The organism is Aquamicrobium lusatiense (assembly GCF_014201615.1).
Taxonomy (GTDB): domain Bacteria; phylum Pseudomonadota; class Alphaproteobacteria; order Rhizobiales; family Rhizobiaceae; genus Mesorhizobium; species Mesorhizobium lusatiense.
Window position 1 is genome coordinate 91,888 of the sequence record NZ_JACHEU010000002.1, and the last position, 25,586, is coordinate 117,473.

The window sequence follows — 25,586 nt, forward strand, 5'->3', positions numbered from 1 at the left end:
TTATCCCCATTTCACGACAATCTCGGAGCCACTTCCTATGCTCAACTTCACCTTGCAGCGAACAGGCAAGGCATTTGTCGTAATAGTCGCCGTGGTTGTCCTCAACTTCCTCCTGATCAAGCTGGCGCCCGGCGATCCGGCTGCCATTCTGGCTGGCGAAGCCGGTTCGGGCGATCCTCAGTATGTTGAAAACCTGCGCCAGCAGTTCGGGCTCGACAAGCCTGTCGTGGTCCAGCTTTGGAACTATCTGTCGGGCGTTCTCACGGGAGATCTCGGCTTCTCGTACCGCAATCAGGTTCCCGTTCTTGATCTTATTCTGGGCCGTCTGCCTGCGACATTGCTGCTGACTGGCGCAGCCCTGATTTTCTCTCTGATCACGGGCGTTCTGTTTGGTGTGCTGGCCGCGCGCCACCGCGGTTCCGTACTCGACAGCGTGATCACTGCTCTGGCTCTGCTTTTCTATGCCACGCCGCTCTTCTGGATCGCACTGATGTCGGTGCTTCTTTTCTCCATAAACCTCGGCTGGCTGCCACCTTTTGACATGGAAACCATCGGTGCAGGCTACACAGGCTGGCGCCGGGTTCTGGACATCGCGCATCACATGGTGCTGCCCACCGTCACGCTGGGCCTGTTCTACACCGCCGTCTACACCCGCCTGACCCGCGCATCGATGCTGGAGGTGATGAGCCTCGACTTCGTCAAGACCGCGCATGCAAAGGGCGTTCCCAACAGCCGGATCATCAGACGTCATGTGCTGCGCAATGCGGTCCTGCCGGTTTTCACCTTTGCCAGCATGCAGACAGGCCAGCTCGTCGGCGGCGCCATTCTGACCGAAACCGTTTTCGCATGGCCGGGGATCGGGCGCCTCATGTTCGACGCGCTCATGCAGCGCGACTATCCGGTGCTGCTCGGCGTCTTCCTGATCACCGCCATGGTCGTGGTCGTGGTTAACTTCATCACCGATCTTCTTTACCGCTTCGTCGATCCGCGTATCGGCATCTCCTGAGGACAGATCATGGATTTCATGAAACGCTTCTCGCTCAACTATGGCGCGGTCATCGGGCTACTCATTCTGACCCTCATCATCCTGATGGCGATAACCGCACCCCTGTTGTTTCCGGGCAACCCGTGGAAGACGGTTGCCATGCCGCTTCTGCGTCCGATGCAGGACCCCAGCTATATTCTCGGCACAGACATGCTGGGGCGCGATATAGCGGCCGGCATAGCCCACGGGGCCAAGGTTTCGCTGCTCATCGGCGTGGTCTCCACGCTTGTTGCGGTGCTGATCGGAGTGACGATCGGCGCGCTGGCCGGCTTCTATGGCGGCCTCGTCGACGATCTGCTCATGCGCTTCACCGAGTTCTTTCAGATCATTCCGGCCTTTGCCATGGCAGTGGTTCTGGTGGCGATCTTCAGCCCCAGCTTCATCTCCATCACACTCGCCATCGCGGTGGTATCCTGGCCAAGCGTGGCCCGTCTGGTGCGCGCGGAGTTTCTCTCCCTGCGCCAGCGTGAGTTCGTGCAGGCAGCGGTGGTCATCGGGCAGAGCGGCCCGCGTATCATCCTGACACAAATCCTGCCGAACGCCGTCTCCCCCATCATCGTCACCGCCTCGCTGATGGTCGCAACTGCCATCCTGACCGAAAGCGCCCTTTCTTTCCTTGGTCTCGGAGACCGCAACACGATGAGCTGGGGCTTCATGATCGGTGCGGCCCGAACCATGTTGCGGGAAGCGTGGTGGATGAGCTTCTTCCCGGGTCTGGCCATCCTGCTCGCTGTTCTGGCCATCAATCTGATCGGTGAAGGCATCAACGACGTGATGAACCCTCATCTGCGCGGGAGGAAGAATTGAGCACTGCCCAAGCCCCACTCCTGAGCGTTGACAAGCTGACCATTCGTCTTCCTGAGGGCTTCGACCGCAAGAACGCGATCGAAGACATCAGCTACGATCTCAGCGCAGGCGAAATCCTTTGCGTCGTCGGCGAATCCGGCTCGGGCAAGTCCATGACGGCCAATGCGATCATGGGCCTGCTTCCCGGCTATCTGAAGCCGACCGGCAACGGCATCCGTTATCGCGGAAAAAATCTGCTCACCCTGCCGGAAGAGGAAAAGCGCAACCTGCGCGGTCGCGACATCGCCATGATCTTTCAGGAGCCGCTGTCGGCCCTGAATCCATTGATGACGGTCGGCGAGCAGATAGACGAGGTCATGCTGGTGCACGGCATCGAGGATGCGAGCGCCCGTTCGGCCCGTGTTCTCGAACTGATGGAATATGTGGGCCTTCCCGACCCCTCGACCATGCGTCATTCCTATCCGTTCAGGCTCTCGGGCGGACAGCGCCAGCGTGTGGTCATCGCCATGGCACTGGCTCTCGAACCCTCCATCCTGATCGCGGACGAACCCACAACTGCACTGGATGTCACGACGCAGGCCCAGATCCTTGAGCTGATAAAGCGCATCCAGCGCGCGAAGGGCATGGGGGTCATCTTCGTCACTCACGATTTCGGCGTGGTCGCAGACATTGCCGACCGCGTAATCGTGATGGAAAAGGGGCTTGTTGTGGAACAGGGCAGCGCCGATCAGGTGCTGAACCACCCGCGCCATCCCTATACGCAGCGTCTTATCGCAGCCGTTCCTCATCGCGGAACGGAACGCAAGGAAGGCTCGTCCACGCAGACAGGCGATCCGGCACCGCTGCTGGAACTGCGCAACCTCAACAAAACCTACCGCAGCAAGGAAGGCCTGTTCTCCAAACCCCGCATCGTGCCGGCGGTTCAGAACATCAGCCTGACATTGCGGCGGGGCCAGACGCTCGGGGTTGTAGGCGAATCCGGGTCCGGCAAGTCCACGCTGGGCCGGCTCATCATGAAGCTCCTCGACAATGATGGCGGCCAGATCCTCTATCAGGGCAAGGACATCGCTCCTCTGTCCCAGTCGGCCTTTCGTCCCATGCGCAAGAAGATCCAGATGATCTTTCAGGATCCTTTCGCCTCGTTGAACCCGCGCCAGACGATCGGCCGCATTCTCACCGATGGGCCTTTGGCCAACGGTGTCGACAAAGCCACCGCCCGCGGCCGCGCCGAGCAGCTTCTGGCAAGGGTCGGGCTGGATAAGTCCGCCTATGTCCGCTATCCGCATGAATTCTCCGGCGGCCAGCGTCAGCGTATCGGCATCGCGCGTGCCCTGATGCTGGATCCCGACATTCTGATCGCCGACGAAAGCGTCTCTGCGCTGGACGTTTCGGTTCAGGAGCAGGTTCTGCGCCTGTTGCGCGAGATTCAGGAACAGCTGAAGCTCGGCATGATTTTCATCACCCACGATCTTCGAATCGCCGCCCAGATCTGTGATCAGATCGCCGTCATGAGGCAGGGTGAAGTGGTGGAAATGGGACCGCCCTCACAAATCTTCGATGCCCCGCAGCACGAATATACGCAGCGGCTCATTGCAGCCATTCCGGGCAAGGAGTGGCATCCCGAACACGTTATCCAGAATCTCCATGAGGAAAGCCGCTAATGTCCGCAATCAATGCTTCTCCTGCCTCTGCTCATGGTGGGGAGATTCTCGTCAGGCAGCTTGAACTGCATGGCGTGAGCACTGTCTTCATGGTGCCGGGTGAAAGTTTTCTTCCATGCATCGACGCCCTAGGCGACCGTCGCGACAGCATCCGCACCGTGCCCTGCCGGCAGGAAGGCGGCGCGGCCTATGCGGCGGAGGCCTATGGCAAGCTGACGGGAAAGCCGGGTGTCTGCTTCGTCACGCGCGGTCCGGGCGCCACAAATGCCTCCATCGGCCTTCATGTCGCGCATCAGGACGGCACTCCCATGATCCTGTTCGTCGGCCAGATCGGCTCCGACACCACCGAGCGCGCCTGCTTTCAGGAAATCGACTACAGGCAGATGTTCGCGCCGGTTGCAAAATGGGTCGCGCAGATCGACCGGACAGATCGTATCCCCGAATTCGTCGCGCGCGCCTTCGCAATCAGCCAGAGCGGCCGGCCGGGCCCTGTCGTGCTGGCTCTTCCGGAGGACACGCTGTGGGGCGAGGCCGCCGTTGCCGATGTCCTGCCGTTCAGGCGCCCTCACCCCACCCCGGATGCTGCGGATATGGCAGCACTCGCACTGCTGCTGAAAGAAGCCAGACGCCCCTTCGTCATAGCGGGAGGCACAGGATGGACCGATGAGGCGCGCGCAAATCTGGCCGCATTTGCCGAGCGCTTTGACCTTCCGGTCGGTGTTTCCTGGCGCCGGCAGGAGGTGTTCGACAACCGCCATCCCAATTTCGCAGGTCACGTAGGCTACGGGACCGACCGTGCTCTTGCGCAGCGCATCATGGAAGCAGACCTGTTGATCTCGGTCTGCTCGCGGCTGGATGAGCCGACAACCGAAGGCTACAAGCTGGTTGAAAGCCCCGTTCCCGTTCAGAAACTGGTTCACATTCATCCTGACAGCGACGAACTTGGGCATGTCTATCGCCCGACACTGGCGATCGCAGCCGATCCCGTCGGCGCGGCCACGGCTCTGGCAGGTCTGAAGCCCGACGCTCCTCTCAACTGGGCCGGGCTGGCAAGATCTGCAAACGAGGACTACCAGAAATCCCGTCTGCCGCATCCGACGGATTCCGCCTTCGATCTCTCGCAGGCGTGTCTGCACATGGCCGAAGTGCTGCCGCAGGATGCGTTCGTGTCGGTCGGCGCCGGCAATTTCGCTCTTTTCCCGCACCGGTTCATGCAATTCTCGCATCTGGGAACTCAGGCGTCGCCGATTTGCGGCTCCATGGGATATGGCCTGCCTGCTGCAATTGCCGCCAAACTCGCTTTCCCGGAACGCGAGGCATTCGCCTTTGCCGGCGACGGCTGCTTCCAGATGACAATGCAGGAGATCGGCACCGCCGTACAGCACCGGCTGGGCATCGTCATCCTGCTTTGCAACAACCGCGCCTGGGGAACGATCAAGGCGCATCAGGAACGCGAATACCCTGCTCGCGCTTTCGCGCTCAACCTCGAAAACCCGGATTTTGCGGCCCTTGCCCGCTCCTATGGCGCGCTTGGCGAGGTGGTGGAAAAGACGGACGATTTCGCAGAAAGTCTTGCGCGCGCCCGTGCCTTCGCCCGTGAGCACAACCGCCCCGCCCTGCTGGAGTTGCGCTACGACGTGGAATACATCACGCCCGATACCCGCCTCAGCCAGATCACGGAAAACGCGCTGGCCCGATCCGCGCAGCACTAGCCTCTGAAAGGAACCATCCTATGCGTGCTTTCTATCATCCGGATCAGGCGATACATAATCCGCTGCAATTCATGCGCTATGGCCGCATCTGCGAAGCGAACGACGTGCCGGCGCGTACCGAAGAACTGCTGAAGGCGCTTGCACGGCTCGGGATCAAGCCCGAGCAACCACAGGATTACGGCCGTGGCCCGGCCGAAAAAATTCATGCTGTCCACTATCTCGATTATCTGGAAACAGCCTATGGGCGCTGGATCGACCTGCCGGAGCACGGTCCGGAAGTGCTCCCCAACACCTTCCCCTACTGGAACGGCGACCCTTCCAGAGATATGCGTCCGCCCTGCCCCACCGATCAGCTTCTGGCGCAAACGGGTTACTATCTTGGTGATCTTGCGGTTCCGATCGGCGAACACACCTGGCAATCGGTTCTGCGCTCAAGCCATACAGCCACGGCTGGCGCCGACGCGCTGCTCGACGGGGAAACGCTTGCCTATGCCCTGTGCCGCCCGTCCGGCCATCACTGCCGCGTCGATCGTGCTTCCGGCTTCTGCTATATGAACAATTCCGCCATCGCCGCCCAGCGCCTGCGTGAGAAGTTCGCGAAGGTCGCTGTTCTGGACATCGATGCGCATCATGGGGACGGCACACAGGAAATATTCTACCGGCGCAGCGATGTTCTGACCGTCTCTGTCCATGTCGATCCCGATCACTACAATCCGTTCTTCACCGGCCGTGTGCACGAGACCGGCCACGGGGATGGCGAAGGGTACAACCTCAACATCCCGCTTGCCCCCCACAGCGGTAACGACACCTTCCTGGATGGAGTTCAGCGGGGCATCGACGCCGTAAAGGCATATGGCGCAGAAGCTCTCGTTCTTGCCCTTGGTTACGACACCCATGTGGAAGATCCGCTGAGCATGGTAAAGGTTACGACAGAAGCCTTTTCTGCCGCAGGCAGGAAGCTGGGAGACCTGAACATCCCCGTGCTGGTCGTGCAGGAAGGTGGGTATCAGGTTTCGGTCATAGGCGCATGCCTTGAGGGCTTCCTTCGCGAATTGCAGTCAGGTGCCTGACCGGACCTAAAAGGAGGCGCAAGATTGAACGATACCACTGGTGACAAGAGCAGCCTTGCCGCTGAGGTCTACGACCGGCTTGCCTATGATCTGATGTCGGGTGCCCTGCCTGCGGGAACCCGGCTTAAGATCCGTGACCTCGCGGACAAGATTGGCGTGAGCGTAACCCCCGTTCGCGACGCGGTGCTGCGGCTTGTAAACAATGGCGGCCTTCTTTTTCAAAGTCCGCGCGATATCCGCGTGCCATTTCTCGAACGCTCCCGCTATCTGGAGATCCGCATGATCAGGGTCGAACTGGAAGGTCTCGCCGCCGAGCGCGCCGCCCAGTTCGCCAAATCCAGCGACATCGCTTACCTCGAAGACATTCTGGCCGAGAATGAAGAGGCGATGGCGATGGACGATCATCTGCGCTCGCTGCGAATGAACCAGAAATTTCATCTCGCATTGCCCGAGATCGGAGAGATGCCGACGCTGCGCGGCGTGCTTGAAAATCTCTGGCTGCAGATGGGTCCGCTGATCGCCTCCGGATACGATGCCGGCGGACGGGTGATGATAGACCATCACTACAGCGTGCTGGAATCCATACGGCTTGCCGATGGGCCGGCAGCACGAAAGGCGATTCAGGACGACATCCTCAGCGGCGGCGAAGTGCTTTTGCTGCGCGGGGCGCTTGCTGGCGAACGGGAACGGGAGCTGTCCGCAGCGCGGTCCGCTTAAGCCGTGCGGTAGGCCTCACACCACCTTGCCCGGGTTCATGATGCCATGCGGATCCAATGTGGATTTCAGCTGCCGCATCAGCGAGCGCTCCGTCGTGCTGCGAAAGCGATCCGCAAGTTCCACCTTCGCCTGCCCCAGACCATGCTCGGCGGCAATCGATCCGCCATGGCGAACGGCAGCCTCGTAAACGGCCTGTGAAAGCTGCATTTCGCGCTCCTCGAAGTCAGTGCAGCCTTCGGGTGGTGAAAGATTGAAGTGCACATTGCCGTCACCGAGATGACCGAACGGATTGACGCGCACGCCCGCCAGAACCCTTTCTGACCCGGCTGATGCTTCAGCCACGAATGCCGCAAGCCGTGCTACCGGCACCGAGACATCGTGCTTGATCTGCCTGCCTTCCAGACGTTGCCCTTCAGGCAATTCCTCCCGAATTCTCCAGAGAGCGGCACGCTGGGCCTCGCTGGTCGCGATCGTCCCATCAAGCACATCCCCTGTTTCAAAAGCCGCACTCAAAGCACGATCCAGAATGTCGGGAAGCTCGATTTCAGGAATGGAGGTCGCGATCTCGACCAGCAGGTAGACCGGGCCCGGTGTCTCAAGTGGTCGGGAAATGTGGGGGACATGCTTCAGGAGCAGCGAAAGGCCAGGCTCATTGAAGAACTCCACGGCCGTCAGAAACTCGCCCGTCGACGCACGAAGCAACGCGCCGATGCGCAGGGCAGCATCGGGGTCCGGTAGGGCAAGCAGGGCTGTCGCGCGCGCGACCGGTGCCGGAAACAGCCGCAACACAGCTTTGGTGACAATGCCGAGCGTTCCCTCAGATCCGCAAAACAGCCGGCGCAACTGATAACCGGCATTGTCCTTGATCAGGGCACGCGAGCCATCCCAGACGGTGCCATCGGCAAGAACGACCTCAAGGCCGAGCACCAGATCCTGCATCATTCCGTAGCGCATGGCATGGCTGCCACCGGCATTGGTGCCAATCAATCCACCGATCTGAGCGCTGCCTTCGGCACCCAGGTGCAACGGAAAGGCAAGATTATGCGCGGTGAGCTTCTCATGAAGATGCGCCAGAACGACCCCTGCTTCCACGGTAGCGGTAAAGTCCGCAGCATCGATCGTGTGGATGCGGTTCATCCGCGCCATCGAGAGGATCACGCTGGCCGGGCTGATTGCGACGCTGCCCCCGTTGAGGCTGGTGTTTCCACCCTGTGGAACAATGGAGATCCCATGCTCAGCGCAAAGCCGGACGATGGCCGACACCTCCGCAGTGCTTGCAGGCCGGGCAATGCCAAGCGGGACTTCGCCATAGCGGTCCAGCCAGTCGCGCGCATGAGCGGCTTTGTCTTCAGGACGTGTCAGCCATCCTCGTTCGCCGAGACACTCCTTCATGGCGAGGTCGAAGGCACAATTCCTGTCGCGCATATTCTGTTTCCGGGTATCAGCCATCGGAGCGGGTGAGCGCCTGCGCGACGTGCCGGGCGATGGCGAGACATGAGGTGAGGCCGGGGCTTTCGATGCCGAACAGGTTCACGAGACCTGCAATGCCGTGGGCATCAGGCCCATGAATGACGAAATCGGCGTTGGCTTCGCCGGGGCCCGAAAGCTTGGGACGGATGCCGCTATAGGCCGGTTGCAGGCTGTCATCTGCCAGCTCGGGCCAATAGGTGCGGATCGCACCGTAGAAGCGCTGTGCGCGGGCCGGATCGACCCGATAATCGAGCCCTTCCACCCATTCCACATCGGGGCCGAAACGTGCGATGCCGTTCAGGTCCAGCGTCAGGTGGATGCCGAGCCCGCCGGGCTCCGGCACCGGATAGATGAGGCGCGAGAAGGGAGCGCGGCCGGTGACCGAGAAGTAGTTGCCCTTGGCGAGGCGCTGCTGCGGAACGAAACGCGGATCAAGCCCTTCGAGCGCACCGGCCAGAGCCGTTGCCCCAAGCCCGGCCGCATTGACGAAATGGCGGGTGGCGATCTCGAACGTGTCGCCGCTTTGGGTGTCGCGCGTCGTCAGAACGACCCGTCCAGCCTCCACACGGCCGCCGGAGATTTCGGTGTTGAGGCCGAGCATGGCTCCGGCCGCTTCGGCATCGCCCAGCAGAGACAGCATCAGCGCATGGCTGTCGACGATGCCGGTGTCGGGCGATAGCAAGGCGGCGGTGCAGGCAAGCGCCGGCTCCAGTTCCTTCACCTCGGCCGCAGTCAGTTTCTGCAAGGCACCGGCCCCGCTTTTTCCGGCATTGTCGGCAATGGCATCCAGCGCCGCCTCCTGCCCCGCACCGGTGGCCACGATCAGCTTGCCGCAGCGCTGATGCGGAATGCCACGCTCTGCACAATACTCATAAAGGCTGTCACGACCGGACACACAAAGCCCGGCCTTCAGCGATCCGGGCGCATAGTATAGCCCGGCATGGATGACCTCGGAATTTCGGGAACTCGTGGCCGTGCCAATCGCATCGGCAGCTTCGAGGATGAGGACGTCTCGTCCGCTCAAAGCCAGTTCCCGCGCCACGGCAAGACCAACGACACCAGCACCGGCAACGATGCAATCGACTTCATCCATCAAAGTTCGCCCGCATTGGATTTGGAACGCGCCGTCAGCCTGTCCAGAATGATGCTGCCCGCGTCGCCTATATCGCTTTCGATTGCGCGCTCCGCGGCATCCGGATCGCCTGCCTCCACGGCCTTCACAAGCTCATGGTGATGATCGATCATCACCCGCCCGCCCGGCTGATAGGCCTCCGCTATCAGAGGCCCCATCTGAAGCCACAGACGATGAAGAATGCCGCGCAGCAGTGGCAGTCCGGCAATGTCCGCGAGCGCAAAATGGAAGGTCTGGTTCAATTCAAGCGCCGCCGCCCAGTCGCAAGCAGCCAGAGCCTGCTCATTGCGCTCGACAAGATTGCGCAACCGCGCAACATCTTCCGGTCCGGCACGCAGCGCCGTCTCCCGTGCCGCCAGTCCTTCAAGTTTCAGCCGGATCATGCGGATTTCGCGGTAGCGGTCCGGCGTGATCACCGGCACGCGCACCTCGCGCGCCGATTTCTGCACAAGGGCATCATCCTGAATAAGCCGCAGAATGGCATCACGCACCGGCGTGACGCTGGTGCCGAGCGACTGCGCCAGATCACGGATGGTGAGACGTGCATCCGGCGCGAAGCGGCCTTTCATCAGGGCCTCTGCCAGCCGGTTGTAAACCGTCTCGCCAAGGTTTTCCTTTTCCAGCGCCGCGAGGCTGAAGTCTGGCTGCATGCCGCTTCCATCCTGTCATCAACACTTTGACCGAAACAGATATCGGCACATCAAAAAACATGATGCATCACACACCAAATAGCAAGACTGAAAAAGCCGTTTTGGCAACGCCGCGCGCAAGAAAGTGAAGAGCAGTCTCCTGTGATGGTTCCGATTACCAGAGTGCGAAAAACGACAGGCAGCTGGATTGCGACCTCAAAACATGCCGCATGTGCCATCTAACGCAAACGGCAAGTGCCGCAGCGTAGAAATATCTGCTTGTCCCGGCCTTGGTTGCAGACAGAGACAAGCAGTCATGCCTTTGGTCCCTAAGGTCAACACATGAAAGCGCATACGCGCGCCGGCGTCACCCCACGTCGATGACGAGCTTGCCGAACGCGCCGCGATCCAGCCGGTCGAGGGCGGCAGGCAGATCGGCGAAGGGATAGCGCGTGTCGATGACGGGTTTGATGCCTGTCTGGTCGACCGCGGCGACAAGATCTTCCAGCGCTCTGCGATGTCCCACGCCGATGCCGTGAACGACCACGTTCTTCAGCATCAGCGGCCCGGCGGAAGCGGCAATGTCGAAACCCTCCATGACCCCGATCTGATAGACGCGCCCGTCTATGGCCGCGGCCTGCACCGCCCTGCCGAGGTGCGGCCCTCCCACCAGTTCCAGAACATGATCGGCACCATGATCGTGCGTGATGCGCAGTACGGCCTCTGGCCAGTCCTGCGCCGTGCGGTCGATGCCGTGATCGGCCCCGAGCAGCCGTGCCCGTTCCAGCTTTTCCGCGCTGCCTGAAATCACGATCACACGGGCCCCATGTGCCTTGGCGATCTGAAGCCCGAAAAGGGCAACGCCCCCGGTTCCCTCGACGATCACCGTCTCGCCGGCGCGGACCTTCCCCTTTTCGACAAGCGAGAACCATGCGGTCAGGCCGGCGCACGGCAAAGTGCTCGCTTGCGCATCGGAAAGCGTTGCGGGCGCCCGCACCAGCCATTCCTCCGGAAATGCCACATATTCCGCCAGCACGCCGGGATAGACCCCGCCGAGCGTGCGGTAGGGAGGCGTGCGCGCGTCGCCCTTGGGCGCTCCGTCTATCCAGTCCGGCGCGAAGTTAGAGATCACCCTGTCGCCGATGCCGAAGCGACTGGTGCCTTCTCCGACAGCAGCCACCTCTCCCGCGAGGTCGGAACCGGGCGTGAAAGGAAAGGCAAGCGGCAGGCCCATGCCGCCATCGATCACCAGCCTGTCGCGGTAGTTGAGAGAGGCTGCGTTTACCTTCACGAGAACTTCACCAGCCTGCGGGCAGGGCACCGGAACCTCTCGCAGCTCAAGCCTGTCGCGGCCGATGGCATCCATTTCCCAGCGCTTCATTGTCTCTTTCATCATACGGTCCTTGTTCCGATGTTTGGAACGGCGACCATACCGTTTCCATATCCTATCCAGTGGTGATATTTGTTCCATTGATTGGATAGTTCAGGATGACAATAGATGAGCGATCATCTCAATGGCGTGGATGTTTTTGTGGCAACGGTGGAATGTGGCAGCTTCGCCGCTGCGGCCGAGCGGCTTCACCTCACGCGCTCGGCGGTGGCCAAGACCATCGCCCGCATCGAGGCACGGCTGGAGGTGCGCCTTTTCCATCGCACCACCCGCAGCCAGAGCCTCACCGAGGACGGACAGGTCTATTACGAGCGCTGCTCAAGAGCGCTCGAAGAACTGCGCATGGGGGAATCAGCGCTGGAAACCGGCCGCCGCGAGGCCTCAGGCAGGCTGCGCGTATCAATGCCTGTGCTGTTCGGGCGGCGCTGCGTGGCGCCGGTTCTCGCCGGTCTGGCGGCCAGCCATCGAAGGCTGGAAATCGATCTCTCCTTCAGCGACCGCCCGGTGGATCTCATCGAGGACGGCTTCGACCTCGCCATCCGCAATGGCGATACGGGAGATGGCGCCGGACTGATGACACGCACGATCAGCCTTCAGCGCATGACCGTGTGCGGCTCGCCCGACTACGTCGCCAGACATGGCAGGCCCGAAACGCTCGACGATCTGATGGCGCATCACGCCATCACCTATGGCCGCGCCGGCCGCATCCGGACATGGCAGTTCCCGACCTCCGAAAATGGCATGCTGGAGGTTACGCCCGCCAGCCGGATGCGGTTCGACGATCTGGAAGCCATCGCCGATGCCGCAGAGGCCGGCCACGGGCTGGCATGGCTGCCCTGCTGGCTCATCCGCGAGCGTGTTCACAACGGACGCCTGCTTCCGCTCCTGCAGGACGTGCCGCGGCTGGTGTTTCGCACTCACGCGCTGTGGCCCGAAACCCCGCATCTTCCATTGCGGGTGCGCCTTGCCATCGATGCTCTGGCGGCAGCCCTGCCCGGAAGCGCGGAACTGTAGGCCGCCGGCAAAGGTAGGTCAGCGCGCTTTCAGCGCCGCCATGTTCACCTTCTCCGAACGGATCCCCAGTCCGACAAGGCGTCCGGTCAGATGGGCGAGAAATGGCCAGCGGGCAATGCCCCTCACGAAGGAAGGCGGGCCGCTGCGCTTCGTTGCGCTTTCCTGACGCTTCTTGCTGCTCGACTGCATCATAAGCTGAAGTTTCTGCGTGGCTTTGGTCGGGAAGGCCCGGCGCTTTTCCACCGCCGCAAGATAGCGGTCGGCCAGCCTGTCCTCGCGCAGAGGAACGGACAATATGTTGGCTGCCGCCACGGCATCCTGAATGGCGAGGTTCACGCCGAAGCCGCCGATGGGCGACATCGCGTGCGCGGCGTCTCCAATGCACAGCAGCCCCGGCCGCCACCAGCTTTTCAGCCGGTCGATGCGGATGGAAAGCAGGTGAACTTCATCCCATGACCTGATTTCCCCGACACGGTCGGCCGGAAGCGGCGAGACGGCCGCCACCGCTTCGCGGAACGCCTCGATGCCCTTTTCCTTCACCTCGGCGAAGCTGCCCTTGCGCACCACATAGCCGCACTGCCAGTAATCGCCGCGATCCACCATCACGAAGCCCTGGCGCGGTCCGCCATGCCCCATCGTGTAGGGCGGATCGTCCGGCTGATGGGAGAGCTTCATCCACAAGACGTCGCTCGGCGCGCCGAAGCTTTCGACTTCCAGCCCGGCCTTTGCCCGCACGACGGAATTGCGGCCATCCGCACCGACGACGAGCGGCGCCCTGATTTCGACCGAACCGTCCGGCGTGCGGGCGACAAGCCCGGCAATGCGTCCGCCGTCCTCGATCAGGTCGGTGACCTCGGCCGACATGACGATGTGGAAATTCGGCAATTTCCTCGCCTCGCGCGCCAGAAAATCTAGGAAATCCCACTGCGGCATGAAGGCGATGAAGCGGCATTTCGTCGGCAGGCGCGAGAAATCGGCGATGGTGACGTCCCTGCCGCCGATCTCGGCATGCAGCCGCGGTGCCTGCGTGTGCGGCACCTTGAGCAGCTCTTCCAGCAGCCCAAGCTGGTCGATGATGTCGAGCGTCGAGGGATGCACCGTGTCGCCCCTGAAGTCGCGCAGGAAATCGGCGTGCTTCTCCACCACGGTGACGTCGACCCCTGCCCGCGCCAGAAGCAGGCCGAGCATGAGCCCGCCGGGGCCGGAGCCGGCGACCACGCATTGCGTGTCGATCGTTCTGGATGTTGCGGGCTGGTCCATCATCGATCTCCTGTCTTTGCGGTCAGAACCGCGCCGCGATGCTGAATTTCAGCGTGCGGCCCGGACCGTTCATCGAATCCGCGGTCATGCCCGGCTTGTATACCTTATCAGTCAGGTTTTCTGCGGTGAAATTGAGATCGAGATTTTCGCTGACCTTGTATGAGGCGAACGCATCGTAAAGCCGGTAGGGTTCGACGCCGGAAGGCGGTGTTCCCGTCGAGGCCTGCCCGCCATAGACGCTCTCAGAAACGCTGCGCACGCGCCCGCCAAGTGTCAGCCGGTCCTCGAACAGCCGGACCCCGGCGGTCAGCGTCCAGACCTGTTTCGGCGGCCCGGCGAAGACGCCGAGACCAGCAGACGGCACCGGCAGGTCCGCGTTGATGCGGTGATAGCCGAGGCCTGCGAAGGCGAAACCGGCATCATAGGCTGCGTCCAGCTCAAACCCCTTCACCTTGCTGGTGCCAGCCACATTGTCGAAATAGAAGCAGGTCGCGGCCACGCAGCTTCCCTGCATGGAGACGATGTAATCGTCGATCTCGCTGGAATAGTAGCTGCCCTTGAGGCGCAGGCCGTCGCCCGCCCGCAGCACATTGTCGAAAACCAGATTGGCACCGGCCTCCCATCCCTTCGAGCGCTCGGGTTCGAGGAAGGGATTGGGATAGAAGCGCACGAAATTCCCGACAAAACCGGGATGGCGGTTGGCCATCAGTGTTTCCGTGATCGCCGGCGGGCGGAAGCCGAGCCCATAGCTTCCGTAGACGGAAAGCCACGGTGCCGGCCGCGCGGCCAGCGTTACCTTCGGGCTCACAGCCGTCTCGGATTTGTCGACCGAGAACGGGCCGGCCGGCACAGCTGGCATGCCTCCCGTTCCGGTGGTCGGATTGTTGCCCGAGCCCGACAGCGAGAAGTGATCGATGCGCGCGGCCGCCGTCAGGTCGAACATGCCCTTCGTCGCCGTCATCTCGGCAAAACCGGAAACGATGCTGCGATTGCCGGACGGCGTCCAGCCGGATGAGGTCTGATGTGTGTCCGGGCCGGTTTCTTCGGTGCGAACCCGGTCCCATGTGCCCTCCATCCCGTATTTCAGGGCCAGAGCGACATCGCCAGCTGAAAAGCGCGAGACATTGCTGACATCGAAGCCGAAGCTGTCATTGTTGTAGTCGATGTCCTCGCCGGCAATCAGGTTGCCGGTGAACCAGTACTGGTTGACCTTCGTCTTGTTGTAGTAGGCATTGGTGCGCAGATCGACCAGATCGCTGTCGGGATCGTAACGATGCTTCGCCGTCAGCGTGGTGACATTGGCGTCGAACTCGGTGGAGTTGAGCGCGAATTCGTTGTGATAGCGGATGAAGCCGAGATCGAGCGTCTGGTCATCGCTCAACTGAAGGCCGACCTTTGCCAGCCCTGAGACGAGGTCCTGTCCGGTCTGGTTGGCGTACTTCCCGTTGCCGTCCCTGTAGCGCCCTGAATCGCGAAAGCTGAGCGCGCCAATCCCGGAGATGCGGTCGTTGCGCGCACCTGCGGCCAGCGTGCCCGACCAGTTGTAGCCGTTCGTGCCATAGGTCGTGGTGGCTTCAGCACCCCAATTCTTGCCGCCGGTAAGAATGTCGTCCAGTTCGAGCGTCCGAAAATTGACGATTCCACCGAGCGAGCCAGCACCGCCCTCGGTCGCGACCGTTCCCTTCGCGATGGACACGCCGCGAACAAGGGCGGGGTCGATGAATGCCATGCCCATCGGCCCCGCCGTCGTGTACTGGAAAGTCTGGCGCGCACCGTCGATCGAAACATTGGTGCGGCCGAAATCCTGCATGCCGCGTACGTTTACAGAAACGCCGGGCATCCGCGCCTGCCCTTGCGTGAACACGCCGGGAACCGTTTGCAGGATGTTGTCCGGCCGGCCGGGTCCGATCTGCTTTATCTCTTCGCGTGTCACGGTGCGAACGGATGACGACGCACGGAAATCCGCCTCGCGCAGCGCCCTGGCGTCCTCGGCACCCAGCCGTGCCCGCTTTCCGGCAGGCACCACGATGGTGTCGAGCAGGGTGGAGCTCCCGTCGTCCGCAGTTTGCTGCGCCGATGCATGGGTCATCGCGCATAGAAGCGCGACACCCGTCGACAAAGCGGTGGCGACAAGCAGCTTCTCGCTGCGCAGCGGAACAATGGCCACGGAACTCTCCTGAAAACCGGATGGTTGGAGTTCGCGTTTTGTAATTATATAACATCACGAGTCAAGTTTAAAAAAACAGATCGCACCGGTTCCATCAAGGATGGCCAATGCGATTGCCGCAGGGGCACTGCTTCCCGAAAAGCGCCACCGGGAACACCGGCATATGCCTGCTCCCCGGAAGCGCTACCGTATCCCGCGCGTGAAGGCTCCGGCCTCAGAGATAAAGGTGGCGGATGGTATCGTCCTGCAGCAGGTCCGAGCTCTTGCCGCTCAGCGCGATCTTGCCGCGGATCAGCAGATACCCCCTCTCGGCGATCGAAAGGGCTGTTTCCGCATTCTGCTCGATCAGCAGCACGGCCTTTCCCTCGTCGCGGATACGGGAAACGATCTGGAAATATTCGTCGATGAGCTTCGGCGACAGTCCGAGCGACGGCTCATCCATCACCACCAGCCTGGGATCGCCGATCAGCGCGCGCGCCAGCGCCACCATGGCCTGCTCGCCACCGGACATGGTGCCAGCTTTCTGGCCCAGCCGCTCACGGATGCGCGGGAAGAGATCGGCCATGCGTTCGAGTTGCGTCTCGAAGTCAAGCGCGGGATTGCGCGCCGCATCGAAGGCAAGCCGCAGGTTCTCGCGAACGGTCAGCGTCGGAAACAGCCGCCGCCCCTCCGGAACGAAGCCCGCGCCAAGACTGGCCAGCCGCTCCGTGCCGCATTCCTTCACGTCCTGTCCGGCGATCCGGATGGAACCGCTGTCGCTGCGCAGCAGGCCGCAGATGGCATTGAAGGTGGTGCTCTTGCCGGCGCCGTTCGGCCCGAGCAGGCACACCATCTCGCTCGGCCCCACCTGCAGCGAGACATCCCGCAGCATCGGCACCGAACCATAACTCGTGCTGACGGAATTCATCTCAAGCATGATGCGCTGCCTTCTGTCCGAGATAGGCTTCCTGTACGCGCGGCATGAGCCGCACCTGCGAGAAATCGCCATCGGCGATCTTGCGGCCATAGTCGATCACCGCCACCCGGTCGGGCAGCGCCGCGACGAGGCGCATGTCATGTTCGATGATCAGGAAGGAGAGGCCCGGTCGCTCGGCCATCACCCTGCGCACATCGGCCATCAGCCCGTCCGTGTCGCGGTCGTCCATTCCCGAAGACGGCTCGTCCAGCATGATGACCCTGGGCTCCGAGGCCAGTGCCCGCACGATCTCAAGACGGCGACGATCGGCCTGCGGCAGCGCGCCGGCAAGCGTGTGCCGGCGGGCATGCAGTTGCGGCGAGACCGCATGAAGCAATTCGCCTGCCCGCACGGCCGCCGCTTCAAGCTCGGCCCGCGCGGTGGCGGGACGCAGCAAGGCGTCGAAGACACCGGATCTGGTGCGGGTGTGCATGCCGATCAGCACGTTGTCCAGAAGGGTCAGGTCATTGAACAGGCGGCTGGACTGGAAGGTGCGGGCAATACCGGCCGCCGCGATGCGATGCGCAGGCCAGCCCGTAATGTCCTTACCCTCCAGCTTCATGCTGCCGTGGGTTGGCCGGTAGATGCCGGAGATCAGGTTGAAGAGGGTCGACTTTCCCGCCCCGTTCGGGCCGATGATGCAGACCACCTCGGAATGGTTCAACGTAAGGTCGACCTCTGCGACCGCGACCAGACCTCCGAAGCGGATCGACAGGCCGCGGACTTCAAGCAGCGGATGGCTCATCGATGGGCTCCATAGTTTCGCGCGCGCTGCGGGAACAGTCCCTGCGGACGCAGGATGAGGAACAGGATCACCACCACGCCGACAAACAGCAGCCTGTAGTCGGAGAAAATGCGCAACTTCTCGGGCAGCATGGTCAGCAGGAAGGCTCCGATGATGACGCCCAGCGTGTTGTCCATGCCTCCCACGATCACCATGGTCATGATGGTCACGGAGACGAGGAAGGTAAAATTGTCCGGCGAGATGTAGCTGACATAGAAGGCGTAGATGGTGCCCGCGAACGCCGCCAAAAATGCATCCACGCCGAAGGCCAGCATCTTGTACCAGACGATGTCGATGCCCTGGCAGCGCGCCGCCAGCGGGTCGGCCCGCAGGGCGTTCCAGGCAAGCCCGACCCGGCTGTTGTGCAGGCGGCGGGCGGCGATGATCGACAGGCCGACGAGCGCTGCCGACAGGTAGTAGAAGTTCGCCTGGCTCGGCAAGCGGAATCCAAACACCTCGATCGGGCGGGTAAACGAGTGGCCGAAAAGGCTCGGCGCGGGAATGCCGACCAGCCCGTTCGCGCCGCCTGTCCAGCTGAAATTGTTGAGAAGCTGATGCACGACGATGCCGAAAGCGATGGTGACGAGCGCCAGATAGCTGTCCTTGGTCCGCATCGACGGAAAGCCCAGCAGGAAGCCGAATATGGTGGCGACGACCGCCGCAACCGGCAGGGTCAGCCAGAACGACACCCCGAAATTGATGGCCAGAAGCGCCGAGGTATAGGCGCCGATGCCGTAGGAGGCACCCGTCGCGAAATTGGGAATGTTGGCGCTGCCGAGCTGGAAGTTCAGCGCCAGCGCCAGCACGGCATAGAGCTGCGCGACGATAAGCAGATGCAATGCATAGCTGCTGCCCTGCATGAAGAAGGGATAGACCATCACGATCACGGCTCCCAGCGCGATCGCCAGTTGCTGCTGATCATGAAAGGCAGCGACGATCCGCTCCTCGAACGCCGGGCGCCATTGCAGGAGGCCGAAGACGGCGCCCATGACGGCCAGCAGCAGCACCACGATTGCAGTCTGTTCGCTGAGCAGGAAGGCGCCCAGCAGGACCGCGCTGCCAAGCTCCACCGCCACGACGATGGAGGCATCAAGGCTCGTGCCGGAGCGCTCCGCCGGAGCCTCCACTTGAATACCGGTTTGCGACATGGATCACACCTTCTCGAAAACGGGTTTGCCGAGCATTCCCGATGGTTTGAACACCAGGACGAGGATGGTCAGCATGAAGATGAAAACCAGCCTGTAGGACGCGCCATCGGGAACCAGCACCTGAACCAGAACGTCCACGCCCGCGATCAGCAGACTGCCCAGAATGGCTCCGTTCATCGAACCGAGGCCGCCGATCACCGCCGCAGAAAACCCGATCAGCCCGAGCTGGATGCCGAAATCGAAGCGGACGACGCCCGCATGGCTGACGAAGAACACCGCACCGATCGCACCCACCGCCGAGGCGATGAAGAAGGTGACGGCAAAAATGCGATCCGGCCGGACAGCCATCAGGCGCGCAATGCTCAGATCTTCGGCGACCGCACGGATGCGCACACCGACGGGCGTGTGGCTGATCAGCGCGAACAGGGCCGCGACCATGGCAACGCTGACGCCGATCACGATCAGGCTGAACACGGGAATGACCACGTCGCCGATCTGGATCACGCCGGTGGCGATTGCCGGAAACGGCTTGGGATTGGAGCCTTGCGGGTAGAGGGTGCGGATCATTTCGCGGATGACGGTGCCGAGGGCGACCGTTGCGACGAGCGCCATCATGGCCGGAGAGGTGCGAAAGCGCCGGATCACAAGCCAGTCGAGCAACACGCCGAGCAAGCCAATGGCGGCCATGGCCGCCAATATCGCCACCAGCAGTGCTGCCGACGCCCCGAGCGGCATGGCCATGGCCGTAACCGCCTGAACAATGGCCAGTGCGATGAAGGGACCGACCATCGCCACGTCGCCGTGCGAAAAGTGAATCACATTCAGGACGCCGAAAAGCAGGCTGAAGCCAAGCGCGATCAATGTGTAGATGCTGCCAAGCACCAGCCAGTTGAGCAAATGCTGCATAAGCAGAGCGTCCATCAAGATCCTCCCTCTTCATGTGGCGCTAATGGTCCAGCTTATGAGCGCCTTCTGTTCCAGCGCAAAGCAAAAGCCTGAGATTTTGACTAGGGTTTTCCGAAGCAGGCCATCGGAAATTACGACTTTCTATCGCAGGGGCGATCCCGCAGCCTGCATCATCGGCTGACGCATGAACATGTTCCGGGCCCGGATGCCCGAGCGATCGGCACGGCCGGAACAAGGGAACGAACGGGAGAATAATAATGAGAACATCACTTATGCGCCGGCGCACTGTGCTGGCGGGACTAATGATGCTGTCGACGGCCATGGCCATCATGCCTGCCGCCGCGCAGGACAAGCCGCATATCAAGCTGGGTTTCATCGGCCCCGTCAGCGGCGGCAATGCCCAGCAGGGTCTGGGCGCCCGCAACGGCTTCCTGCTCGCGATAGAGCAGGCGAACGCGGCCGATTACCCCTATCAGGTCGAGCCTGTGGCGCTTGACGATGCCTCGGACCCGCAAACGGGTGTCGGCGCCGCCCTCAAGCTGGTCAACGATCCCGATGTCGTGGCCGCCATTGGTCACTGGAACAGCCCCGTCGCGCTCGCCACCATGCCGGTCTTTCACCGGTCCCAGATGCCGATGATCGTCTGGGGCGCCATCAGCCCGCAGATCACCCAGCAGAATCTCCCCGAGATCACGCGCGTTACGCCTACCCTTGTTGCCGAAAACCATCCGCTGGCGGACTGGGCAGCGACCGGGCTCGGCGCAAAGAAAATAGCGATTTTTGCCGACACCAGCGACTACGGCACCGCCAACTCGCAGGCATTCGACGGCTTCTTCACCGAGGCCGGCGGCGAGATCGTCGCCAAGGAGCTCTTCCCTGTCGGAACGGTCGATTTCCGCACGGCGCTGACCAAGCTGCGCGATGCATCGCCCGACGCGATCTATTTCGGCGGCGTCATCGCCGAGGCGGGCATCCTGCGCAAGCAGATGGCCGAGGTGGGGCTGAACATACCGATGATCGGCATTTCCGGCTTCTACGATCCGGACTTCATTGCCCTGGCCGGACCGGCCGCGGAAGGCACCATGGTGAGCTATCCGGCCTCGCAGTCAAATCCGAAGCTTGAAAAGATGAATGCCGACTACGCAGCAAGGGCGTTTTCGGAGCCGACGAGCCCCTACACCAAATACGCCTATGACGCGACCAACATACTGCTGACGGTGATCCGGGAAAAAGGCATCGACGACAAGGTGGCGCTGGCCGAGGCCATCCGGGCGATCAGCTATGACGGCGTGCTCGGCACGACCACTTTCGATGAGAACGGCCAGACCCGGATAGAGGTCTCGATCGAGATCAAGGAAGTGCGCGACGGCGCCTGGACGGACCACAAGAAGTAACCCGCTCCTTCCGATGCCGGAGCGCCTTCTCCGGCATCGGAAAAACTGCCGCAGGGCTGCGGAAACCCTTATTTTCGGTGTCTGCGCCGGCTTGTTACCACTGTCTGGAACCCCGCCCCGCAAGCGGCCGGGAACGAAGGCCCCCTTGGGCCTTCCCAGCCACGACTTCCCAGCAATGCAAAGGACAACTGATGATCAGGACAGGTCAGGAATACAGGGATTCGATCCGCGACGGCCGGCGGATCTGGGTCAACGGCGAACGCGTCAACGACGTCACCACCCATCCCCAGTTCAAACCGCTGGTGGATATCCGCGCCCGCATCTTCGACATGCAGCACGAGGAAGCGCATCGCGACATCATGACGGAGGAACAGGACGGCGAGCGCAACGCGCTCGGCAGCGCCCTGCCCCGCACGCAGGACGACTGGTGGGCCAAGCGCCGCGCCACCGATCATATGCTCAACGAGATCGGCGGCGTCGTCACCCGTGTCGGCGACGAAACCGTGGGCGAGATGTGGTCCCTCTTCGACGGTCAGGACGTGCTGAACGAGGTCGACCCGCAGTTCTCGAAGAATATCGAGACCCACATCCATCGCGTCCTGCGGGAGGACCCCTTCCACGTTTCGGCAAACACCGACCCGAAGGGCGACCGCTCGAAAGCGCCTCAGGATCAGGACCCCGACATGCTCCTGCATGTGGTGAAGGAAACTGATGCGGGCATCATCGTTCGCGGCGCGAAATACGAGACGGCGGCCGCCTATGCCAATCAGGCCTTCACGAAGCCGACGATTGCCAATTGGGGCAACAATGCCCTCAGCGACTACGCCGTGGGCTTCATCTGCGATCTCGGCAGCGAGAACCTGAAGTTCATCTGCCGCACCGGCTTCGCCGGCCGTGCTCCGGAAAAGGACTACCCGCTGGCCAACAAGTTCGATGAGGTCGACACGATCGTCATTTTCGACAACGTGCTGATCCCGTGGGAGAACGTGCTGTTCTATCGCCACACCAAGGCGGCGACATTCATACGCGCCACCCTGCACCGCTATTCGGCCTTCGCCTTCGTCCAGCGCAACCTCAAGGTAGCCGACATGATGATCGGCGCGGCGCTCTTCAATGCGCGTCAGACCGGCCTCGACAAGCAGCAGGCCGTACAGGAAAAGCTGGCCCAGCTTGCCGTCTACCGTGAAGGGATCAACGCCCACCTGACGGCAGCGATCGCGCTTGGCGAACGTTCGCCCGCCGGCCTGATGATGCCCAACCAGTCCCTGCTCTATACGGGCCGCGTGCTGGCCTGCTCGCAACTGCACGAAATGATGCACATCGCCCGCGAGCTCTGCGGCGGCCAGATCTGCGTCACGCCGGATGCTGCCTCCTTCGAGCATCCCGACACCAAGCCATGGCTGGAGAAATATTACAGCATCAATGAGGAATGGGTGGCAGACGACCGGCGCAAGCTGCTTGCCTTCGCCCGCGACCTTCTGAACTCCGATTATGCCGGCCACCGGCTCACCTTCCAGTTGTTCGCGCAGTCTCCGCCCTTCGCCCATCTCGCCGCCGTCTACCGGAACTTCGACTGGGATGGTCCGCTGGCTTTCGTCAAGGATGCCGCAGGCCTGTCCGACCGGGTCATGGGCGGACGCACCCTCTCCGCCGGCGACAGCGCGATTTCAAGCTGGTTCTCGACCGACATCGGCACCCACGCAAAGCGCGCAGCCGCGGAATGATCCTCTCCGGACGGCATCCGCAGGGATGCCGTCCTCCCCTGACCCCAGCCCCATCGCCCGGATCATCCGGGCCTCAAGCGACACGGAAACCACGACATGATCCACAAGCGGCTTCGTCCCTTCAACACCAAGAAGACCTATCCCGAGCAGAACCTCGACAACGATCTGAGCCAGGGCGTCGTTGCCCGCGGCACCATGGTTTTTCTGCGCGGTCAGGTCTCGCAGGATCTGGATACGCGCGAGTGCCTCCATGTCGGCGATGCCGGCAAGCAGACGGCCAAGACGATGGAAAACATCAAGATGCTGCTTGAGGAAGCCGGCAGCGAGATGGCGCATATCTGCCGCATCGTCGTCTATGTCACCGACATCCGTTACCGCGAGGCCGTCTATCAGGAGATGGGCAAGTGGATGAAGGGCGTGCATCCCTGCTCCACCGGCATTGTGGTTCCCGCTCTGGCGCGGCCGGAATGGGTCGTCGAGATCGAAGTAACCGCCGTCATTCCCGACGCCGCATAAGGGGATGCCGCAATGACCTTTTCCATTTCCGCCCACTGTCCCGATACCGGCATGTTCGGCATCGCCGTGTCCTCCTCCTCTCCCTGCGTGGCCGCGCGCTGCGCCCATGCCCGGGCCGGCGTGGGAACGGTGGCGACGCAGAACATCACCGACCCGCGGCTGGGGCCGAAAGGGCTGGACCTCATGGCTTCCGGTCTTTCGGCAACGGATGCGCTGGAAGCGCTGAAGCGCGATGCCCCGCATCTGGACTATCGCCAGCTTGCGCTGGTGGACGCGCAGGGCAGCACCGCGTCGTTTTCCGGCGAGCGCACGCTCGGGACCCATCGGGTGGCGACCGCACCGGGCGTCATCGCGGCAGGCAACCTCCTGTCCGATCCGGGCGTGCCTGATGCCATGGTGGCGGCCTTTTCCGACAGTGCCGGACAGGGAATCGGCGATCGCCTGCTGGCCGCGATGCGTGCGGCAGAAGAAGCAGGCGGCGAAGAAGGTCCCGTGCATTCCGTCGGCATGCTCCTCGTCCGCAAGGAAGCATGGGCGATCGCGGACCTGCGCGTCGACTGGGCCGATCATGACCCGATCGGCGAGCTTTCCGAATTGTGGGAGCGCTGGAAGGGCGAAATGGAAGCCTATGTCTCGCGCGCCCTCAACCCCTCCGTCGCACCGAGCTATGGCGTGCCGGGCGACCTCTGAGGCCCGGCACACCGCACAGCAGGCTGTGCAACTCCCTGACTGAAGCAGGTGCCGCATTTCAGCATGCGGCACCGTCTTTACCGGACACGGCAAGATGCGTACTCTGGACATTCTCGACAGGCTGATTGCCTTTCCGACCGTCAGCCGCCAGTCGAACCTTGCCCTCATCGACTATGTGCGCAGCCTTCTGGATGGCGCGGGTATCGCTTCGCAACTGGTCACGAGTACGGACGGCACCCGCGCCAACCTGTTCGCCACCATAGGTCCCCGCGACCGTGGCGGCGTCATCCTGTCAGGCCACACCGATGTGGTGCCCGTCGAGGGACAGGCATGGACGCGCGATCCGTTCCGCCTCTCCATTGCCGACGGGCGGGCCTACGGGCGCGGCACGACCGACATGAAGGGCTTCGTGGCTTCGGCGCTGGCCACGGCGCTGGATGCAGCCGGCAGAAATCTGCAAACGCCGCTTCATCTTGCTTTTTCCTACGATGAGGAAATTGGCTGCGTCGGCGTTCGGGGGCTGCTGGATCATCTGGAAACAGCAAGCCCGCGCCCTGCCCTTTGCCTTGTCGGCGAGCCGACCGGGTTGCGCATTGCCACCGGCCACAAGGGCAAGCTGGCCTTGCGGGCCTGTTGCACAGGGCATGCCGCCCATTCCGCGCTTGCGCCCACCGCGCTGAACGCGCTGCACATCGGGGCGGATTTTCTGGACGTGCTGCGCCGGGAACAGGACCGCCTCGCACGAACCGGCGCGCGCGATGCGGCTTACGACATCCCCTACAGCACCATTCATGCCGGCGTGATGAGCGGCGGGCAGGTTCTGAACATCGTTCCCGACCACTGCCGGATCGATTTCGAGATCCGCAATCTGGCGGGCGACGATCCGCAGGCGATCCTCGACGGCATCCGCGACGGCGCGGAAGGGATCGTCGCCCCCCTGAGGCCGTCCTTTCCACAGGCGGCGATCTCCATCGACGAAGTGAACGCCTATCCGGGCCTCGACACGGCCAATGGCTCGGCAATCGTTACGCTGCTGCGCCGCATCGCCGGGCATGATCAAGACACCTGCAAGGTCGCGTTCGGCACGGAAGCGGGCCTGTTCCACAATCGTCTCGGCATTCCGGCGGCGATCTGCGGGCCCGGCCATATGGATCAGGGCCACAAGCCCGACGAATTCATCGAACTGGATCAGCTCGCCGCCTGTGACGCCCTGCTGGGCAGGCTGGTTGACGAGCTGGAAACCGGACTTTGAAACCCACCGGAGACATCCTTCGCAATGAACGGTTCTGCGGACTTTCCGCTTCGACATCGCCAGCAAGTGTGCCGCCACCCGGCTTGAACATGATGGCCACTTCCACGGAGGTGGACTTTTGCATGGATGCAGGGGATTATCGG

At 62.3% G+C, this 25,586-nt stretch carries 22 protein-coding genes; 12 read left to right on the forward strand and 10 right to left on the reverse strand.

The genetic code is table 11. The features are described from left to right. The first annotated feature begins 37 nt into the window (after positions 1-37). The 6 genes from HNR59_RS14465 to HNR59_RS14490 are packed head-to-tail and all read left to right on the forward strand — an operon-like array spanning position 38 to position 7,012. Complete coding sequence (locus HNR59_RS14465) at positions 38-1,006, forward strand: ABC transporter permease (protein ID WP_183831734.1); 969 nt, start codon at positions 38-40, stop codon at positions 1,004-1,006. A gap of 9 nt (positions 1,007-1,015) precedes the next feature. Then, positions 1,016-1,852: an ABC transporter permease gene (locus HNR59_RS14470; RefSeq protein ID WP_210307366.1), complete on the forward strand. Its 837-nt coding sequence runs from the start codon at positions 1,016-1,018 to the stop codon at positions 1,850-1,852. Then, entirely contained in the window at positions 1,849-3,513 is a 1,665-nt protein-coding gene (locus tag HNR59_RS14475) for an ABC transporter ATP-binding protein (RefSeq protein WP_183831735.1), read from the forward strand. The genes HNR59_RS14470 and HNR59_RS14475 overlap by 4 nt, the downstream gene beginning before the upstream one ends. Then, positions 3,513-5,225 carry a thiamine pyrophosphate-binding protein gene (locus tag HNR59_RS14480; protein WP_183831736.1) on the forward strand — a complete coding sequence of 571 codons (1,713 nt, stop codon included), beginning with the start codon at positions 3,513-3,515 and terminating at the stop codon, positions 5,223-5,225. Before HNR59_RS14475 ends, HNR59_RS14480 begins: the two co-directional genes overlap by 1 nt. Positions 5,226-5,245: 20 nt before the next feature. Continuing rightward, the gene (locus HNR59_RS14485) at positions 5,246-6,295 is read left to right on the forward strand and encodes a histone deacetylase family protein (protein ID WP_183831737.1); all 1,050 of its coding nucleotides are present in this window, start codon (positions 5,246-5,248) and stop codon (positions 6,293-6,295) included. 24 nt (positions 6,296-6,319) lie between these two features. Beyond that, on the forward strand, positions 6,320-7,012 hold the full coding sequence (locus HNR59_RS14490) for a GntR family transcriptional regulator (RefSeq protein ID WP_246374724.1): 693 nt from the start codon (positions 6,320-6,322) through the stop codon (positions 7,010-7,012). Between the two features lie 15 nt (positions 7,013-7,027). Here the strand turns inward: HNR59_RS14490 and HNR59_RS14495 are convergent, their stop codons facing one another. From HNR59_RS14495 to HNR59_RS14510, 4 genes are all read right to left on the reverse strand, one after another. Beyond that, on the reverse strand, positions 7,028-8,437 hold the full coding sequence (locus HNR59_RS14495; RefSeq protein ID WP_183831738.1) for an FAD-binding oxidoreductase: 1,410 nt from the start codon (positions 8,435-8,437) through the stop codon (positions 7,028-7,030). Positions 8,438-8,453: 16 nt separating this feature from the next. Continuing rightward, a complete protein-coding gene (locus HNR59_RS14500; protein ID WP_183831739.1) occupies positions 8,454-9,575 on the reverse strand; it encodes an NAD(P)/FAD-dependent oxidoreductase in 1,122 nt (373 codons plus the stop codon). After that, on the reverse strand, positions 9,575-10,264 hold the full coding sequence (locus HNR59_RS14505; RefSeq protein WP_183831740.1) for a GntR family transcriptional regulator: 690 nt from the start codon (positions 10,262-10,264) through the stop codon (positions 9,575-9,577). The genes HNR59_RS14500 and HNR59_RS14505 overlap by 1 nt, the downstream gene beginning before the upstream one ends. A 346-nt stretch (positions 10,265-10,610) precedes the next feature. Next, positions 10,611-11,636 (reverse strand): zinc-dependent alcohol dehydrogenase family protein, encoded by a 1,026-nt coding sequence (locus tag HNR59_RS14510; protein WP_183831967.1) that lies wholly within the window; start codon positions 11,634-11,636, stop codon positions 10,611-10,613. Positions 11,637-11,741: 105 nt separating this feature from the next. Between HNR59_RS14510 and HNR59_RS14515 the strand changes: the two genes are divergently transcribed. Further along, positions 11,742-12,647 carry a LysR family transcriptional regulator gene (locus HNR59_RS14515; protein ID WP_183831741.1) on the forward strand — a complete coding sequence of 302 codons (906 nt, stop codon included), beginning with the start codon at positions 11,742-11,744 and terminating at the stop codon, positions 12,645-12,647. 18 nt (positions 12,648-12,665) lie between these two features. Here the strand turns inward: HNR59_RS14515 and HNR59_RS14520 are convergent, their stop codons facing one another. The 6 genes from HNR59_RS14520 to HNR59_RS14545 all read right to left on the reverse strand — a co-directional run bounded on the left by HNR59_RS14520 (position 12,666) and on the right by HNR59_RS14545 (position 19,882). Continuing rightward, positions 12,666-13,907, reverse strand: coding sequence for an FAD-dependent oxidoreductase (locus HNR59_RS14520; RefSeq protein ID WP_183831968.1), 1,242 nt, complete (start codon positions 13,905-13,907; stop codon positions 12,666-12,668). 22 nt (positions 13,908-13,929) lie between these two features. Continuing rightward, complete coding sequence (locus tag HNR59_RS14525) at positions 13,930-16,074, reverse strand: TonB-dependent receptor domain-containing protein (RefSeq protein WP_183831742.1); 2,145 nt, start codon at positions 16,072-16,074, stop codon at positions 13,930-13,932. Between the two features lie 214 nt (positions 16,075-16,288). After that, complete coding sequence (locus HNR59_RS14530) at positions 16,289-16,990, reverse strand: ABC transporter ATP-binding protein (protein WP_183831743.1); 702 nt, start codon at positions 16,988-16,990, stop codon at positions 16,289-16,291. After that, entirely contained in the window at positions 16,983-17,774 is a 792-nt protein-coding gene (locus HNR59_RS14535) for an ABC transporter ATP-binding protein (protein WP_183831744.1), read from the reverse strand. The genes HNR59_RS14530 and HNR59_RS14535 overlap by 8 nt, the downstream gene beginning before the upstream one ends. Next, positions 17,771-18,961, reverse strand: coding sequence for a branched-chain amino acid ABC transporter permease (locus HNR59_RS14540; RefSeq protein ID WP_183831745.1), 1,191 nt, complete (start codon positions 18,959-18,961; stop codon positions 17,771-17,773). The genes HNR59_RS14535 and HNR59_RS14540 overlap by 4 nt, the downstream gene beginning before the upstream one ends. Before the next feature lie 3 nt (positions 18,962-18,964). Further along, positions 18,965-19,882: a branched-chain amino acid ABC transporter permease gene (locus HNR59_RS14545; RefSeq protein ID WP_183831746.1), complete on the reverse strand. Its 918-nt coding sequence runs from the start codon at positions 19,880-19,882 to the stop codon at positions 18,965-18,967. Positions 19,883-20,124: 242 nt separating this feature from the next. On the opposite strand from HNR59_RS14545, the gene HNR59_RS14550 reads away from it, so the two are divergent. The 5 genes from HNR59_RS14550 (at position 20,125) to argE (ending at position 25,443) form a co-directional block, all read left to right on the forward strand. Next, positions 20,125-21,261 carry a branched-chain amino acid ABC transporter substrate-binding protein gene (locus HNR59_RS14550; protein WP_183831747.1) on the forward strand — a complete coding sequence of 379 codons (1,137 nt, stop codon included), beginning with the start codon at positions 20,125-20,127 and terminating at the stop codon, positions 21,259-21,261. A 191-nt stretch (positions 21,262-21,452) separates the two neighbouring features. Beyond that, entirely contained in the window at positions 21,453-22,985 is a 1,533-nt protein-coding gene (locus HNR59_RS14555; RefSeq protein WP_183831748.1) for a 4-hydroxyphenylacetate 3-hydroxylase family protein, read from the forward strand. A gap of 96 nt (positions 22,986-23,081) precedes the next feature. Beyond that, the gene (locus HNR59_RS14560) at positions 23,082-23,501 is read left to right on the forward strand and encodes a RidA family protein (RefSeq protein ID WP_183831749.1); all 420 of its coding nucleotides are present in this window, start codon (positions 23,082-23,084) and stop codon (positions 23,499-23,501) included. 12 nt (positions 23,502-23,513) lie between these two features. Further along, positions 23,514-24,191, forward strand: coding sequence for a DUF1028 domain-containing protein (locus HNR59_RS14565; protein WP_183831750.1), 678 nt, complete (start codon positions 23,514-23,516; stop codon positions 24,189-24,191). Positions 24,192-24,285: 94 nt separating this feature from the next. Continuing rightward, on the forward strand, positions 24,286-25,443 hold the full coding sequence (gene argE, locus HNR59_RS14570; RefSeq protein ID WP_183831751.1) for an acetylornithine deacetylase: 1,158 nt from the start codon (positions 24,286-24,288) through the stop codon (positions 25,441-25,443). The last annotated feature ends 143 nt before the right edge of the window (positions 25,444-25,586 follow it).

What these genes read in the sequence shown, in the direction of transcription:
- HNR59_RS14465 (WP_183831734.1), top strand. Translation starts at nt 38, where the DNA reads ATGCTCAACTTCACCTTGCAGCGAACAGGCAAGGCATTTGTCGTAATA.
- HNR59_RS14470 (WP_210307366.1), top strand. Translation starts at nt 1,016, where the DNA reads ATGGATTTCATGAAACGCTTCTCGCTCAACTATGGCGCGGTCATCGGG.
- HNR59_RS14480 (WP_183831736.1), top strand. Translation starts at nt 3,513, where the DNA reads ATGTCCGCAATCAATGCTTCTCCTGCCTCTGCTCATGGTGGGGAGATT.
- HNR59_RS14485 (WP_183831737.1), top strand. Translation starts at nt 5,246, where the DNA reads ATGCGTGCTTTCTATCATCCGGATCAGGCGATACATAATCCGCTGCAA.
- HNR59_RS14495 (WP_183831738.1), bottom strand. Translation starts at nt 8,437, where the DNA reads ATGCGCGACAGGAATTGTGCCTTCGACCTCGCCATGAAGGAGTGTCTC.
- HNR59_RS14500 (WP_183831739.1), bottom strand. Translation starts at nt 9,575, where the DNA reads ATGGATGAAGTCGATTGCATCGTTGCCGGTGCTGGTGTCGTTGGTCTT.
- HNR59_RS14505 (WP_183831740.1), bottom strand. Translation starts at nt 10,264, where the DNA reads ATGCAGCCAGACTTCAGCCTCGCGGCGCTGGAAAAGGAAAACCTTGGC.
- HNR59_RS14510 (WP_183831967.1), bottom strand. Translation starts at nt 11,636, where the DNA reads ATGAAAGAGACAATGAAGCGCTGGGAAATGGATGCCATCGGCCGCGAC.
- HNR59_RS14515 (WP_183831741.1), top strand. Translation starts at nt 11,742, where the DNA reads ATGAGCGATCATCTCAATGGCGTGGATGTTTTTGTGGCAACGGTGGAA.
- HNR59_RS14520 (WP_183831968.1), bottom strand. Translation starts at nt 13,907, where the DNA reads ATGGACCAGCCCGCAACATCCAGAACGATCGACACGCAATGCGTGGTC.
- HNR59_RS14530 (WP_183831743.1), bottom strand. Translation starts at nt 16,990, where the DNA reads ATGCTTGAGATGAATTCCGTCAGCACGAGTTATGGTTCGGTGCCGATG.
- HNR59_RS14535 (WP_183831744.1), bottom strand. Translation starts at nt 17,774, where the DNA reads ATGAGCCATCCGCTGCTTGAAGTCCGCGGCCTGTCGATCCGCTTCGGA.
- HNR59_RS14540 (WP_183831745.1), bottom strand. Translation starts at nt 18,961, where the DNA reads ATGTCGCAAACCGGTATTCAAGTGGAGGCTCCGGCGGAGCGCTCCGGC.
- HNR59_RS14545 (WP_183831746.1), bottom strand. Translation starts at nt 19,882, where the DNA reads ATGGACGCTCTGCTTATGCAGCATTTGCTCAACTGGCTGGTGCTTGGC.
- HNR59_RS14550 (WP_183831747.1), top strand. Translation starts at nt 20,125, where the DNA reads ATGAGAACATCACTTATGCGCCGGCGCACTGTGCTGGCGGGACTAATG.
- HNR59_RS14555 (WP_183831748.1), top strand. Translation starts at nt 21,453, where the DNA reads ATGATCAGGACAGGTCAGGAATACAGGGATTCGATCCGCGACGGCCGG.
- HNR59_RS14560 (WP_183831749.1), top strand. Translation starts at nt 23,082, where the DNA reads ATGATCCACAAGCGGCTTCGTCCCTTCAACACCAAGAAGACCTATCCC.
- HNR59_RS14565 (WP_183831750.1), top strand. Translation starts at nt 23,514, where the DNA reads ATGACCTTTTCCATTTCCGCCCACTGTCCCGATACCGGCATGTTCGGC.
- argE (WP_183831751.1), top strand. Translation starts at nt 24,286, where the DNA reads ATGCGTACTCTGGACATTCTCGACAGGCTGATTGCCTTTCCGACCGTC.